Annotated in this window: 16 protein-coding genes; 13 read left to right on the top strand and 3 right to left on the bottom strand. The window is 55.2% G+C overall.

Annotation, left to right across the window (positions count from 1 at the left end; genetic code table 11):
- Positions 1-129 precede the first annotated feature (129 nt).
- The 7 genes from pyrC to coq7 all read left to right on the top strand — a co-directional run bounded on the left by pyrC (position 130) and on the right by coq7 (position 7,094).
- Positions 130-1,182: a dihydroorotase gene (pyrC, locus tag AC3CHX_RS00180; protein WP_488631503.1), complete on the top strand. Its 1,053-nt coding sequence runs from the start codon at positions 130-132 to the stop codon at positions 1,180-1,182.
- Between the two features lie 164 nt (positions 1,183-1,346).
- Entirely contained in the window at positions 1,347-1,967 is a 621-nt protein-coding gene (locus AC3CHX_RS00185) for an ANTAR domain-containing response regulator (RefSeq protein ID WP_488631504.1), read from the top strand.
- 286 nt (positions 1,968-2,253) lie between these two features.
- Positions 2,254-3,540: a CmpA/NrtA family ABC transporter substrate-binding protein gene (locus AC3CHX_RS00190; protein ID WP_488631505.1), complete on the top strand. Its 1,287-nt coding sequence runs from the start codon at positions 2,254-2,256 to the stop codon at positions 3,538-3,540.
- A gap of 156 nt (positions 3,541-3,696) precedes the next feature.
- Positions 3,697-4,623, top strand: coding sequence for a nitrate ABC transporter permease (gene ntrB / locus AC3CHX_RS00195; protein ID WP_488631506.1), 927 nt, complete (start codon positions 3,697-3,699; stop codon positions 4,621-4,623).
- A gap of 69 nt (positions 4,624-4,692) precedes the next feature.
- Complete coding sequence (locus AC3CHX_RS00200) at positions 4,693-5,505, top strand: ABC transporter ATP-binding protein (RefSeq protein WP_488631507.1); 813 nt, start codon at positions 4,693-4,695, stop codon at positions 5,503-5,505.
- Positions 5,506-5,567: 62 nt separating this feature from the next.
- Positions 5,568-6,404, top strand: a complete 837-nt coding sequence (locus AC3CHX_RS00205) for a DUF3025 domain-containing protein (protein ID WP_488631508.1) — start codon at positions 5,568-5,570, stop codon at positions 6,402-6,404.
- 63 nt (positions 6,405-6,467) lie between these two features.
- Positions 6,468-7,094 (top strand): 2-polyprenyl-3-methyl-6-methoxy-1,4-benzoquinone monooxygenase, encoded by a 627-nt coding sequence (gene coq7, locus AC3CHX_RS00210; RefSeq protein WP_488631509.1) that lies wholly within the window; start codon positions 6,468-6,470, stop codon positions 7,092-7,094.
- A 116-nt stretch (positions 7,095-7,210) separates the two neighbouring features.
- Here coq7 and AC3CHX_RS00215 read toward each other — a convergent pair whose 3' ends face one another.
- The gene (locus AC3CHX_RS00215; protein ID WP_488631510.1) at positions 7,211-7,657 is read right to left on the bottom strand and encodes an OsmC family protein; all 447 of its coding nucleotides are present in this window, start codon (positions 7,655-7,657) and stop codon (positions 7,211-7,213) included.
- Between the two features lie 659 nt (positions 7,658-8,316).
- On the opposite strand from AC3CHX_RS00215, the gene rplM reads away from it, so the two are divergent.
- From rplM to erpA, 6 genes are all read left to right on the top strand, one after another.
- Complete coding sequence (rplM, locus tag AC3CHX_RS00220; RefSeq protein WP_488631511.1) at positions 8,317-8,745, top strand: 50S ribosomal protein L13; 429 nt, start codon at positions 8,317-8,319, stop codon at positions 8,743-8,745.
- A gap of 9 nt (positions 8,746-8,754) precedes the next feature.
- Positions 8,755-9,147, top strand: coding sequence for a 30S ribosomal protein S9 (gene rpsI / locus AC3CHX_RS00225; RefSeq protein WP_108442889.1), 393 nt, complete (start codon positions 8,755-8,757; stop codon positions 9,145-9,147).
- Between the two features lie 254 nt (positions 9,148-9,401).
- Complete coding sequence (gene argC, locus AC3CHX_RS00230; RefSeq protein ID WP_488631512.1) at positions 9,402-10,439, top strand: N-acetyl-gamma-glutamyl-phosphate reductase; 1,038 nt, start codon at positions 9,402-9,404, stop codon at positions 10,437-10,439.
- A 70-nt stretch (positions 10,440-10,509) separates the two neighbouring features.
- Complete coding sequence (locus AC3CHX_RS00235; protein ID WP_488631513.1) at positions 10,510-11,220, top strand: DUF6776 family protein; 711 nt, start codon at positions 10,510-10,512, stop codon at positions 11,218-11,220.
- A 95-nt stretch (positions 11,221-11,315) separates the two neighbouring features.
- A complete protein-coding gene (locus tag AC3CHX_RS00240; RefSeq protein WP_488631514.1) occupies positions 11,316-11,768 on the top strand; it encodes a bactofilin family protein in 453 nt (150 codons plus the stop codon).
- 67 nt (positions 11,769-11,835) lie between these two features.
- Positions 11,836-12,195 (top strand): iron-sulfur cluster insertion protein ErpA, encoded by a 360-nt coding sequence (gene erpA, locus AC3CHX_RS00245; protein ID WP_488631515.1) that lies wholly within the window; start codon positions 11,836-11,838, stop codon positions 12,193-12,195.
- Between the two features lie 97 nt (positions 12,196-12,292).
- Here erpA and AC3CHX_RS00250 read toward each other — a convergent pair whose 3' ends face one another.
- Both AC3CHX_RS00250 and AC3CHX_RS00255 read right to left on the bottom strand, forming a co-directional pair.
- Entirely contained in the window at positions 12,293-13,456 is a 1,164-nt protein-coding gene (locus AC3CHX_RS00250) for an anhydro-N-acetylmuramic acid kinase (RefSeq protein ID WP_488631516.1), read from the bottom strand.
- A gap of 97 nt (positions 13,457-13,553) precedes the next feature.
- Positions 13,554-14,933 carry a peptidoglycan DD-metalloendopeptidase family protein gene (locus tag AC3CHX_RS00255; protein ID WP_488631517.1) on the bottom strand — a complete coding sequence of 460 codons (1,380 nt, stop codon included), beginning with the start codon at positions 14,931-14,933 and terminating at the stop codon, positions 13,554-13,556.
- Positions 14,934-15,049: the final 116 nt, after the last annotated feature.

Genomic DNA, 15,049 nt, shown 5'->3' on the forward strand with positions numbered 1-15,049 from the left:
AGCAAGAATGATGATCGGGTGATTCTGGTGTCGTGATGAGATTGCTGGCGGTTCTTGTCGACATACCGGCAAATTGCCCGGCTGCGGTAAAATGTCGACCTACGCTTATCAATGCAGAAGAGAATGAAGATGACTGATACCCTGACCATCACCCGTCCCGACGACTGGCATTTGCATTTGCGCGATGGTGATGTGCTGGCCAGCGTGTTGCCTGACAGCGCGCGCCAGTTTGGCCGGGCGATTGTGATGCCGAATTTGAAACCTCCGGTGACCACTGTCAAGCAAGCCGCGGCCTATCGTGAGCGCATTCTGGCGGCACTGCCGGCGGCGCTATCGTTCGAGCCCCTGATGACGCTGTACCTGACCAACAACACGCCGCCGGATGAAATCCGGCGCGCCAAAGACAGCGGTTTTGTGCACGCCGTGAAGCTGTATCCGGCTGGCGCCACTACCAACTCCGACGCCGGCGTCACGGATCTGAGCAAGTGCTACAAGACGCTGGAAGCGATGCAGGAACTCGGCATGCCGCTGTTGGTGCATGGTGAAGTGACCGATCCGGCGATCGATATCTTTGATCGTGAAGCGGTCTTCATCGAACGCGTGATGCAGCCGTTGCGTCGCGCTATGCCGGAACTGAAAGTGGTATTCGAACACATCACCACCAAAGATGCGGCGCAGTATGTCGCCACTGCCGAAGGACCGACTGCGGCGACGGTCACGGCCCATCATTTGCTGTACAACCGCAATGAAATTTTCAAGGGCGGGATTCGTCCGCATTACTACTGCTTGCCCATCTTGAAGCGTGAAGAACACCGCCTGGCGCTGGTGCAAGCCGCGACCTCCGGCAGCGATCGCTTCTTCCTGGGTACCGATTCCGCACCGCATCCCAAGGGTTTGAAAGAACACGCCTGCGGTTGTGCCGGTTGTTATACTGCGCTGCACGCGTTGGAACTGTATGCGCAAGCCTTTGACCAGGCCGGCGCGCTGGATCAGTTGGAGGCTTTTGCCAGCTTCAATGGCCCGGCGTTCTATCAACTGCCGCGCAATCAGGGTAGCGTTACGTTAAGGCGTCAGGCCTGGACCATCCCGGCAGAATTGCCTATGGGCGAAACCACAATGGTGCCGTTAAATGGCGGCGAGACGATCAACTGGCAGCTGGCATCAAGATCTGATGGCTCCTGAGTTCTGAGATCATCCGCGTCAACCCATAAAATCGCACCGCCTGGTGCGATTTTTGCATGTGGGAGGAGGATAATCCGATTACGGTAGCGTTGTCCGGCGCGCAGAGTCACCGCGTCTGAAGCCGGCGCGGATCCAAATAACCGATGTTTCTCCGGCCTTGTAGCATGCATAACCTGCGTATTGTTGTAGTCAATCCGGTTGCCATCGATGGCGACAATGATCCTGCGTTCACAGCGCAGGCGGCGCGTAGCAACGCTTTGCGCATAGGATTGCTGCAGGCTGGTTACAACATCATTGCGTCATTGCCTGCGGACCTTTACCTGCCGGAACGGATTGCCCAATTGCAACCGGACATGATCATTATCGACGCGGAGTCCGACGCCCGTGATGTGCTGGAGCACGTGGTGATCGCCACCCGCGATGCGCGCCGGGCTATCGTCCTGTTTACCGAGGATGACAAAAAATCCAGTATGGAAGCGGCGATGGCGGCGGGTGTCTCTGCCTATGTCGTCGCCGGGTTGCAGGCAGCGCGCATCAAGCCGGTGCTGGAAGTCGCGATGGCGCGCTTCAATCAAGAGCAGAAGCTGTTGAACGAGTTGTCTGACACTAAACTCAAACTGGCCGAACGCAAAGTGGTTGAGCGCGCCAAAGGACTGTTGATGGCGCGTCAAAATTTAAGCGAGCAAGATGCCTATAAAAAATTGCGGCGCCTGGCGATGGATAAGAACCTGAAATTGTCCGAAGTAGCCCAGCGGATCATTGATGCCAATGATTTGTTGGGGTAACTCCCAGCAACAGAGCTTGATCTGTCTCCTGCAGCACTGCACCAATAAATGCGAGCAAATCTGGTGCGCCGCACAAAGGCGGTGCGCATTTCGTTGTAAAAACCCGCAAACTAATCCTGAAAACGCTGGCACGTCACTTGCCTTAGTAATGGTATGCGCCAACGCTGGCGCAACTGGATTTGGCCAACGGCGGTCGGTCCAATAAGACAAAGGTGTCTTTCCGTATGACTTGCTCATCGCGGAACGACGCCTTTTTTATTGCTGAAACAAACGTGGAGCGAATGCGATGGAACGAAAAGATGCAGTCCCAGACAACGATTCGGTTGCTGTTGGGAAAGGCCGGATTGTTGTTAAGCGTCGTCAACTCATTCAAACCGCGACCATTGCGGCAGGAGCTAGCATGTTAGGATTATCCACTGGCGGTGTGTGGGCTGCAGGCTCGGATAAGCCGGAAAAGACCGAGGTCAAGATAGGTTTCATTCCGCTGACCGATTGTGCATCGGTAGTGATGGCGTCGGTACTTGGCTTCGACAAAAAATACGGTATCAAAATTGTCCTCAGCAAAGAAGCCTCATGGGCCGGCGTGCGCGACAAGCTGGCGAATGGCGAACTGGATGCCGCGCATGTGTTGTCGGGCCTGATTTACGGTGTGCAGATGGGGATCGGCGGACAGAAAAAAGACATGGCGATTCTGATGGGCCTGAACAATAACGGTCAGGCCATTACATTGTCTAAAAAGCTGGCAGACAAAGGCGCGGTGGATGGCGCCTCGCTGGCAAAATTGATGGCCGCCGATAAGCGCGAATATACCTTTGCCCAGACCTTTCCGACGGGCACTCACGCGATGTGGTTGTACTACTGGATGGCCGCCAATGGCATTAATCCGATGAAGGATGCCAAGGTCATCACGGTGCCGCCGCCGCAAATGGTGGCCAACATGCGCGTCGGCAATATGGACGGCTTCTGCGTCGGTGAGCCGTGGGGCCATCGGGCGATAGTCGATGGTGTCGGCGTCACTGCCATCACTACCCAGGAAATCTGGAAAGATCATCCGGAAAAAGTACTCGGCACCAGCGCCGAGTTCGTCCAGAAAAACCCGAACACCTGTCGCGCCCTGATTGCTGCGGTGCTCGATGCCAGTAAATGGATAGATACCTCGCTGGCGAACAAGAACAAGATGGCGGAAACCATTGCCGACAAGTCGTACGTCAACACCAGCAAGGATGTCATCGATCAACGCATTATGGGCCGCTATCAGAACGGCCTTGGCAAGACCTGGGACGATCCGAATTACATGAAGTTCTACAACGACGGGCTGGTGAATTTTCCCTATCTGTCGGATGGCATGTGGTTCATGACGCAGCACCGTCGCTGGGGTTTGCTAAAGAGTGACCCCGACTATCTGGCAGTCGCAAAATCGGTCAGTCAAATCGATCTCTACAAAGAGGCTGCGACGTTGACAAAAACCAGCGTGCCGAAAGAGCCGATGCGTACCTCAAAGCTGATGGATGGCACAGTCTGGGACGGCAAAAATCCGAAGGCCTATGCTGCCGGATTCAAGATCAGAGCTTGAGTGATGCCATTCGTATAGCCAGCGTGCGCTGTAGTAGCGTAATGCCGGCGAGCCTCGGTCTCGTTCGCGTTTGATCTGGAAATGGCGTGAGGCATGCGGAGTGAGACATACGGAGTGAGACATGGGCCCAGTGCATCGATTAATCGGGGAGTCAGTATGAACGCAATCATCAAGTCCGCCGCAGGTACGGATCGCCACACCTCGACAGCCGGCAGCGTATCTGCAGGAAGCCGCATCGGCGCCGAGGCAGCAGCATCACCAATCGTCACCCGCTCGATAAAAAAGGCGGCATGGCGCCGCAGCACCGTGAGTCCGGGCTTGCTGGCGCTGGCAGCACCATTATTCGGCTTGTTTTTTCTGGTGCTGATCTGGCAGTTGATCGCGACGAGCAATAGCCAGTTTCCGACGCCGCTGGTGACGTTGAAGGAAGCCGTTAAATTGTTTTCGGACCCGTTTTACCGAGCCGGGCCTAACGATCAAGGCATCGGCTGGAACATTCTGGCGTCCTTGCAACGCGTGGCGATTGGCTTTGGCCTGGCGGCTTTGGTCGGGATTCCGTTGGGCTTCATGATTGGACGTTTCGCATTTTTATCCAGCATGTTCGGACCGATTATCAGTTTGTTGAAACCGGTCTCACCGCTAGCCTGGTTGCCGATTGGTTTGCTGGTCTTCAAGTCGGCCAATCCGGCTGCCATCTGGTCGATTTTCATTTGTTCGATCTGGCCGATGGTGATCAACACCGCAGTCGGTGTGCAGCGGGTACCGCAGGACTATATGAACGTCGCGCGCGTGCTGAATTTGTCCGAGTGGAAGATCGTCACCAAGATACTGTTCCCCGCCGTTTTGCCTTACATGCTGACCGGTGTCCGGCTGGCGATAGGCACGGCGTGGCTGGTGATCGTTGCGGCAGAGATGTTGACGGGCGGTGTCGGTATCGGCTTCTGGGTCTGGGATGAATGGAACAACCTGAATGTCCCGCACATCATCATCGCGATTGTGGTGATCGGCGTGGTAGGCCTGCTGCTGGAGCAACTGCTGGTGGCATTGGCTAAGGCGTTCACCTATGAGCAAGTCGGCAATTGATTGGTAAACGGTACGAGCCCTGGCGACGCATGCAATAGATCTGCCAGTGGCGCAGACAAGGAGAGAAAAATGGCACTGCGTGACGCAAAATTCATTGATATACATCAGGCAGAAATGCTGTTTCACACGCGCAAGGGCGATTTCCATGCGCTGCGCGAGATCAATCTCACGGTGCGCAAGGGCGAATTCGTGACATTGATTGGACACTCCGGGTGCGGCAAGTCGACTTTGCTGAATCTGATTGCGGGCCTGCTGCAGCCGAGTGACGGCGTATTGCTGTGCGCCAATCGGGAAATCGCCGGGCCGTCGCCGGAACGCGCAGTCGTGTTCCAGAACCACTCGTTGCTGCCATGGTTGAGTTGTTATGAAAACGTTTATCTTGGCGTCGAACGGGTATTTTCGGCTACCGAAAACAAGGCGCAGTTGAAACAACGCACCCATGCAGCACTGGCGTTGGTCGGCTTGACGGCTTCCGCGCAAAAGCGTCCGAACGAAATTTCCGGCGGCATGAAGCAGCGCGTCGGCATCGCCCGCGCATTGGCGATGGAACCCAAGGTGTTGCTGATGGACGAGCCGTTCGGCGCCCTCGACGCCTTGACCCGCGCCCACTTGCAAGATGAGTTGCTGAAGATCGTTGCGAAGACCGGATCGACGGTGGTGATGGTGACCCACGATGTGGATGAGGCGGTGCTGCTATCCGATCGCATCGTGATGATGACCAACGGCCCGGCTGCCACGATTGGTGAAATTGTTGAGGTGCGCTTGCCGCGACCGCGTGAACGCGTTGCGCTGGCGCAGGACGCGCTGTACGCAGATTACCGCACCTCGGTGCTCGAATTCCTGTATCGCAAGCAGGCCAATCCGGCGGCACAGGCAGCTTGACAGCCACCAAATATATGCAACACCGGGAGGAGACGAGGAGGGCGCTGTAAAATGTGCGCAAAATGTACACTCCGTCCCTTTCCTCAACTGCTCGCTTCCTTGATGCCATTGACTGGCAACAGCCGTGGCTTACGCCATTCCGTGCCGACGGCGTGCAATTCCTGGCGGCGGAGGATTGGCGTCAGGCGCTCAACAGCATCGCCAGCGCGCGTGATATCCGCAACCATCTTGGCTTGCCGATTGGCTTTGTGCCGCAAACCGCATTGCCTGCCGCTACCGCCTATGAAGCCTTCATCAGTGACACCGGTCAGGTGCCGACGCGCGAGAATCTCCATGATTTTTTAAATGCGCTGGTATGGCTCTCATTCCCCGCGAGCAAAGCGCGTCTGAATGCGCTGCAGGCAGCTGAGCTAGCCAAGGCCTGCACCCTGTCCGGCAGCGGCAAGCCGCGTGGCGCGGCGCGCGATGCTGCGACCATCTTCGATGAAAACGCGGCGTTGCTGGTGGTCCGTGATGGCCTGGTCGGGCAGTCATTGATTGCGGCGCTCAGGGAGCATCAATGGCGGCAGGCCTTTATCGAACAGCGTGCTGCATTTGATGCGGATGCCGAGGTCTGGCTATTCGGTCACGCGCTGGTGGAAAAGCTGGTGCGGCCGTACAAGGCGATTACCGCTCACACACTGGTGCTGCTGGCAACTGAAGAATTTTTTGCGCAAGACCTTGATGCCAGAAGGGGCTGGATCGATCGGCGAATTGCCGCGCATTTGACGCAGCAAGGCATGACGATCGGTCAACTAACGCCGTTGCCGGTCCTCGGCGTGCCGGGCTGGTGCGTCAATCAGGATCCCGCGTTCTATGCTGATGCCGCGGTGTTTCGACCGAAACGGGTGGCCGGTTAACATGTTGGACGCTGCGGGTGCCTGATAAAATCCGTCCATCGAAAATTTCCATTGGTCACACGCATGCAATTCTTAGACAAAGCCATTCTTGATTTCGATCGCGCCTTGCGCGTGATTGGTGGTATCGCGTCGGCTTCGCGCCCGAATCCCGCCATGCAAGTAACGGAGGCCGTGCTGGACGCCGAGCAGCAACGCCATAGTGCCGGCTTGATGCGGGTAAATCATGTCGGTGAAGTCTGCGCTCAGGCGTTGTATGACGCCCAAGGGCGTTTTGCGCAAGGTCAGCCAATCAAGCAGCAATTCGCGGAAGCGGGGCGCGAAGAGGAAGACCATCTGGCATGGACCGCAGAACGTTTGCGCGAACTGGGATCGCATATTAGCTTGCTCAATCCGCTGTGGTACGTCGGATCGTACGCATTGGGGACGATTGCGGCGCGTCTGGGCGATGCGCGCAGTCTGGGGTTTGTTGCCGAAACCGAGCGTCAGGTCGAGGAGCATTTGACCAGCCATCTGATCGAATTACCTGAATCGGATGCAAAATCCCGCGCGATCGTGGTGCAAATGCGTGAAGATGAGATTGCCCATGGTGCCGCTGCCAAAGCCTTGGGCGGTGTTGACCTCCCGCTAGCGGCGCAAAAGGCGATGCGGGCGATGTCGAAGGTGATGACCAGCGTTGCTTATTACATCTAGTGCCGGGTTGGTTGCGGCCGGGTGGCTGCTGTGCGCTGCATCACTCTCCGCCATAACGCTATATCTCAGCGTGTTGCGTTGGTTTTAGGTGCGCCTGGCGCACCTTGCCAGGCGGATCAGGTGGTTGGCGGCAGTTCCGCCAGATCATCTACAATTTCATACGTGTGCGTCATTTCAGCGGTCTTTTCCAGCATGATCGAGGCCGAGCAATATTTCTCATGCGACAGCTTGATCGCGCGTTCGACCAGGTTTGGTTTCAGATTGCGGCCGCGCACGGTGAAATGGAAATTGATCTTGGTAAATACCTTCGGTTCTTTTTCTGCCCGCTCGGATGTCAGCCTGACCTCGCAACCGCGTATGTCCTGACCGCTTTTGCGCAGGATCAGCACCACGTCGTACGCGGTGCAGCCGCCAGTGCCGGCCAGCACTAGTTCCATCGGGCGCGGTGCCAGGTTGCGGCCGCCGCCATCCGGCGCACCGTCCATCGTTACTGCGTGGCCAGAGCCGGTTTCGGCCAAAAACGTCATGCCGGACAAGCCGGTCCAGCGTACTGTGCATTCCATATGTTCTCACTGACTGATTAAAAGATCGGAATATTCTAACTGCTCTTATTGTTTGTCGTTTGCTGACGGATGCTTTAGCTTGAGATGGCGGCTAAACAGAATAACTGGCAGGTAATATGCTGCGGCGCGTCAATTAGGTGTCTGTTGAGGGAGTTTTTATACAGAAAAACCACGGTTTTAATGACTTTAAAATTTTTCTTCATAGATAAAGTGCGAGAAAATTTTCTTCTGTTGGCATTCAATGATTTTTTCTTGCACTGCACAATTCAGTCTGCTAAGATAAATTCACTGAGCGCCACAGCTACTGTTGGCGATCTTCAATGTCTCCTCCACTCTCCTCGTAGAAGTGGCTTCAAGCCCGGAACCAGATGTTTCGGGTTTTTTTTTGCTTTCTGATAACGGCGGTGGTGTCGGTTAGCGAAAATGCGGCTGCATTTACAACAGCTGGCCCGGCCTGGCCATAGAAATTCAGCTGTTACATCAATGAATTTGACCTCAAGTCCTTGAAAACGTTATAATTTACGGCTTTTCCGTTTGCTCAGGAAAAGATAACAAGGCCGAGTCTGGCGCTAAAAGCAGGGCGCAAGCACCAGGGTTTTGGGTGTTGCGATAGTGCCGGAACCACCATTTGAGCGAATTAAACTAGTTAGGAAGTCAACATGAAAACTTTTTCCGCTAAAGGACATGAAGTCCAGCGTAATTGGTACGTGGTTGACGCGACGGACAAAGTCCTCGGACGTGTTGCCAGCGAAGTGGCACTCCGATTGCGCGGCAAACACAAACCAGAATTTACTCCCCACGTCGACACTGGCGATTTCATCGTCGTTATCAACGCTGGCAAATTGCGTGTTACTGGCGCAAAGGCAACCGACAAGACGTATTTCCGTCACTCCGGTTACCCAGGCGGTATCTACGAAACCAATTTCCTGAAAATGCAACAGCGTTTTCCAGGTCGTGCGCTAGAAAAAGCGGTCAAGGGCATGTTGCCTAAGGGTCCGCTTGGCTACGCCATGATCAAGAAGCTGAAAGTGTACGCAGATGGCTCCCATCCGCACACTGCACAGCAACCACTAGTACTTGAACTCTAAGGAATCGACATGATCGGTAACTACAATTACGGAACCGGCCGTCGCAAGAGTGCAGTGGCTCGCGTCTTCATCAAGTCCGGCTCAGGTCAAATCATCGTCAACGGCAAGCCAGCGAACGAATATTTTTCGCGCGAAACCGGTTTGATGGTTATTCGTCAACCACTGGTACTGACTAACAATGTCGAAACTTTCGACATCAAAGTCAACGTCAGCGGCGGCGGCGAGTCTGGCCAGGCGGGTGCGGTTCGTCACGGTATCACTCGTGCACTGATCGACTACGATGCAACTTTGAAGCCAGAACTGTCAAAAGCCGGCTTCGTAACACGTGATGCACGTGAAGTTGAGCGTAAAAAAGTCGGTCTGCGCAAAGCACGTCGCGCAAAACAATTCTCGAAGCGTTAATATTTGCTTCAAGATTCAAGAAAAACCGCCAGGTTTGCGCCTGGCGGTTTTTTTTTGGGTGCAAGTTTGTTTCAGGTGGAAGTTCGAGTTTAAGATTTTTACGCGGATTTTTTTATGCGCTGCAAGCAGTTGCCGTGAGGCTGCTAAAATACCCGGCCGTGCTACCGCTAGCTCAGCCTGGCCGGGTCAGGTCTGGGTTGCAAACCAGGTTGGCAATTCAGGGCACCAGTATAGTTTTCATGCAAGGACAAAAAATGATTAAGGTCGGAATCGTTGGCGGCACCGGATATACCGGGGTCGAGTTGCTGCGTTTGCTGGCAACCCATCCACAAGTGCAGCTCATGGCTGTCACCTCGCGTAAAGAGGACGGCATGCCGATCGCAGACATGTATCCGTCATTGCGCGGCCGTGTTGCGCTGGCCTTTTCCAGTCCCGAAAAGGCGCAGCTGACAGAGTGCGACGTCGTGTTCTTTGCAACGCCACATGGCGTCGCCATGGCGCAGGCGCCAGCGTTGCTGGCAGCAGGTGTCAAAGTGATCGATCTGGCGGCGGATTTCCGTTTGCAAGACACAGCCGTTTTTGAGAAATGGTACAAGCTGTCGCACAGCTGCCCGGAACTGCTGAAGGAGGCTGTTTATGGTTTACCGGAGTTGAATCGCACAGCGCTCAAAGATGCGCGCATCGTCGGTAATCCCGGCTGCTATCCGACTACCATCCAGCTGGGCCTGGCACCGTTGTTAAAGGCGGGTGTGATTGACGCCTCGAATCTGATTGCCGATTGCAAATCGGGTGTTTCGGGTGCTGGCCGCAAAGCCGAAGTAGCGATGCTGTTCTCCGAGGCAAGCGACAACTTTAAAGCCTACGGCGTGTCAGGCCATCGTCATTTGCCGGAAACACTGGAGCAGTTGGCCAAGTTGACTGGCGACAAAGTCGGCTTGTTGTTTACCCCGCATCTGGTACCGATGATACGTGGCATGCATTCAACCTTGTACGCACGCCTCAACCGGAAAATCGACAACGTCGCGTTGCAAGCGTTGTTTGAAGATGCCTACAAGAACGAGCCATTCGTCGATGTGATGCCGTTCGGCGCGCACCCTGAAACCCGCTCGACACGCAGTTCGAACATGCTGCGGATCGCATTGCACCGCCCGAATGATGGCGATACCGTGGTGGTGCTGGTGGTCCAGGATAATCTGGTCAAGGGCTCATCCGGGCAGGCCGTCCAATGTATGAATTTGATGTTCGGTCTGGATGAGGCGACCGGTTTGATGCACGTGCCTGTGCTGCCATGATGTCGGCTGGCTGGCTGATTCGGAAGGCGTTGGTCGCGGTCCGATGAAGTACACGTTATGGCGTCGACGGATGTCGATTTCCGCCCCAAGAATGACCATCAAAAGTCATTCTCCATGGCCGCTGAAGGCGGTGTTTTTAGCTGCGCTGATTGGGCTGGGTGGCGCGATGGCGCTGCTGGCCTTTGAGTTGGGGCGGAATTTTACCGGCTTCAATTCGACCACGAGCACACAGCAGGTGTCGGATTTGACGGTAAAAGTCGCGAGTTTGACTGCCGAGCGCGACCGTTTTTCAAGCGTCGTCGACGCGGCCGAGAGTCAGGCAAATATTGCCCAGGCGACACAAGCGCAGCTGAGCAAGCAGATCGCGACGCTGGAAACCGAGAACGCCAAACTCAAAGAGGATCTGGCGTTTTTCGAGGGCTTGCTGCCGACCGCCACCGGGAGCCAGGGTATCGCGATTCAGCGCCTGAGTCTTGAGCTGGTCACGCCGACGCAACTGCGTTATCGCTCACTGATCATGCAAGGCGGTAAGGTTGGCCGCGATTTTGTGGGGGATTTGCAGGTGCTGGTGACAGCAGTGGTGCGCGGTAAAAATGTTGTGTTGACTTACCCTGAGCAAAACACCAATCCGAATGACAAGGCTGGCTTTCGGCTGGACTTCAAATATTATCAGCGCGTCGATGGGATGTTAACGCTGCCTGACGGCGCCACGGTTAAATCGTTGCAGGTGAAAGTGCTGGAAAAAGGTCAGCTGCGAGCGCAGCAATCCACGCACCTGTAGTGCGCTTATAATCCCCCATCCATCGTGTCAACGGTTTGATTGGGGTTAATGGATATCAATTGATCAATATATAAATAGGCATTTAAGGAAACTACATGTTCAACCGCAAAGCGAAAAGCACCATCGATAGTCTGATAGGTTCATCGACAAGTATTCAAGGCGATGTGCATTTCACGGGTGGCCTGCGTATAGACGGCCACATCAAGGGGAATGTGGTGGCGGAGGTGGGATCGATCAGCATGCTGGTAATTTCCGAGAATGCCAAGGTCGAGGGTGAAGTACGGGTTGCGCATCTGGTGGTCAACGGCGAAATCGTCGGTAATGTTTATTCGTCAGAGCTGCTTGAATTACAGCCGAAAGCCCGCATAACGGGTGATGTGAATTACAAAGCGTTGGAAATGCATAGCGGTGCGCTGGTCAGCGGTAAATTGACGCATGAGCAGGCTACGCTGGAGCCGGCATTGAAATTGCTGGCCACGCGACCGATCCCGCAGATTTCACAAGCCGCACCCGTTCCAGAATTGCCGAAAACATCAGAGTCTGCGTGACGCCTGCATGATTGCAGCCAAACGCCTATAATGCAGTATTGTATGTCCCCCCCCGCAGGAGCCAAGAATGAACGCTGTCGCTGAAATCCAAGATGTTGCATCCCCTATCCTTTTTTCCGATAGCGCGGCCCTGAAAGTGGCTCAACTGATCGAGGAAGAAGGCAATCCAGATCTGAAGTTGCGCGTGTTCGTGCAAGGTGGCGGTTGTTCAGGCTTCCAGTACGGTTTCACATTTGATGAAATCGTCAACGAAGACGACACCACAATGAGCAAGAATGGCGTGCAGTTATTGATCGACTCGATGAGTTATCAATATCTGGTCGGTGCCGAAATCGACTACAAGGATGATCTGGAAGGCGCGCAATTCGTCATCAAGAATCCGAATGCAACGACCACATGCGGCTGCGGATCGTCGTTCTCGGCATAATTTCGCCTGAGTAGATTCGGCCATTCCGGTCGGCATAGTTTAAAAAGGGCGCTGAGGTCATGGACCTCGGCGCCCTTTTTGTATTTCGACCATCGCATCATCCGGCCGGATACAGTGCTCCCAAAACCCGTGGCCCGGCGGCGCCCGTAACCAGGGGTAAATTACCCGGCAGGCGCTGGTCAAAGCGTTGTGCCAGCCAGGCGAATGCCAGTGCTTCCACATGATTAGGCGCGATACCCAATGCTTCGGTCGACTCCACCGCAGCCCCCAGGCCGCGCTGCCGGAGTGAGCGGCCCAGTAGTTGCATCAGATAGGGGTTATAAGCACCGCCACCGCAAACATAAACCATCTTGGCATCCGCCGCGTGCCGCGCAATTGCATCGGCAATGGTCGAGGCAGTAAGGGCTGCCAGCGTAGCCTGCACGTCAGCTGCCGCAAATTGTGGAAACTGCGCCAGTTTCGCCGCCAGCCAGGCCTCGTGAAACAGGTCACGGCCAGTGCTTTTAGGCGGTGGTAACGCAAAGTAAGGCTCTTTGAGGCAGGCTTTCAATAGCTGCGGGAGGGCGCTGCCGCTGGCTGCCCAGATGCCATTTTCATCGTAGTCTTTGCCTTGATTCAGCTTGACCCACAGATCCATCAACACATTACCGGGGCCGGTATCAAAGCCGCTATCCAGAATTTCAGCGTTGTCAGGATGCCGCTGGTGCAAGACGCTGATGTTGGCTATTCCGCCAATATTCACCACTACCCTGGTTTCTGCCGGACTGGCAAACACGGCCTGGTGGAAGGCGGGTACCAATGGCGCGCCCTGGCCGCCAGCGGCAATGTCGCGGCTGCGGAAGTCGGCGATGACATCAATCCCGGTGAGTTCTGCCAGCAGCGCCGGGTTATTGGTCTGGCGGGTAAAGCCCAGTTCTGGCCGATGGCGGATGGTTTGCCCGTGCACGCCGATAGCACGTACCTGATCGGCGCGCAGGCCGGCATCGGCCAGCAAACGTTCGACACAGGCCGCATAGTGCGTCGCCAACGTATTGGCGACCAGCGCTTCACGCTCGATTTCATTGGCGCCAACGCGTTGCAGCGCCATCAACTCCCTGCGCAATGACGCGGAAAAGGGCATGTAGGCGGATGCCAGCGTAGTGGCCGGATGTTGCTTGGTGGCGTCATTCGAAAATGCCGCCATGGCGCCATCTACGCCATCCAGACTGGTGCCCGACATCAGGCCGATGAACAAGGTGGTATTCGAGTTTTGCGTAGTCATAAAAAAACCGTTGTTGGATCAGCTAATTCTACAAGGCCTGATCCGCCAACGGTTTTTTTGAAGTGCCGCCAGGCAGCTTAATTTGTCATGCGGGACATTACTTTGACGCGACTTGCATGGTTTTATCGAAGGCGGTGGTCTCATTTGCTTGCAGTAATGCAAAACGATGTGACATATCGCTGGCGACAGTATGAAAACGCTGTAGCTTGGTACCAGACAGTGCCGGCATGGTTGGTACGACCGCTGTCATCGGATCGAGTGGCTTGTCGGCGACCCGGTATTCATAGTGCAAATGGGGCCCAGTCGCCCAGCCGGTCATGCCGACGAAGCCGATGACGTCGCCCTGGCTGATCTTGCTGCCTTGGCGGGAGCTCGGCGCGAAGCGGCTCATATGTGCATACACGGTCGAGATGTTGCCGCCATGTTTGAGGATGACCACATTGCCGTAGCCATTCTGTACGCCGACGAAATCGATCACGCCATCACTGGCGGCATGGATGGGTGTCCCGGTAGGCGCTGCAAAATCAACGCCGCTATGCATTTTCCAGCCGCCCAGAACAGGGTGTTCGCGCATCGAGAACCCGGAAGAAATCCGCGTAAACGCCAATGGCGATTTCAAAAACGCCTGTTTCAGCGACTTGCCGTCAAAGCCATAATAGCCACCGCCCTGGGGATTCTTCGGGTCGTCAAACCAGACTGCCTGAAAGGTTTTTCCGCCATTCACGAATTCGCCCGCAAGTATGCGTCCGGTGCGCACAAACTGCCCATTCTGCCAAAAAGTCTCGTAGGCGACGTTAAAGCGATCGCCGCGTTTCAGGTCGGATGCAAAGTTAATGTTGGTGCCGAACATATCGATAATCTGGGACGACACCGTATCCGGAATGTCGGCGGCATCTGTGGCGGCAAACAGTGATGAGCGGACCACGCCTGAGTGCATTTCGACACGTTTTTCCAAGGCTGAGGTTTCCTCTGCCGCACTAAATTTGTTACCGTTGCGGGTTACCACCAGATTTTTGGAGGCGTCGTTTCCGTCTGACAGCGTTGCGCGCAGCCATTGCAGATCGCCTTCAGTATTGGTTTGTGCCTGCACCGCGCTACCGGCCTTGAGGCGCAACATGCCGCGGGCGGTGCTGTTGGACTTGATGAAATTGGCAGCCTCGGCGTCGCTAACGCCAAGCCGGGTCATCAACGCGGCCAAGGTGTCGCCAGCGCGCATTTTATCTTCGGCGACGTACAGGTGATCCTGCGATTCAAGCTCGGCGATTTGCTGGGGCAGACTCGGCAGCACCAATTCTTCTGCGATGGCCCTGACATGAATGTCAGAGGCGTCCGGCTCGATAGGAGCTACCCCCGCGGCACCAAAGGCGCAGACAATCAGAAACAAGGCGGAAGCGGAAACAATACGGGTTTTACGTGATGAACCAGTCAACAGCTTGACGCTGGGACGAATGCTCAAGAATTTATCTTTAAAGGACATGGTGCTATACGTTAAAATTTGCCGTTTGTACCGATTCTCGTTGCTGTTGTTTTGTTGTTAGACACTCAGGCGGGGTTTCAGGGAATCGAGAATTATAACAGGTCTCAGTATGCCGA

It is taken from the genome of Glaciimonas sp. OK215, from assembly GCF_057787885.1.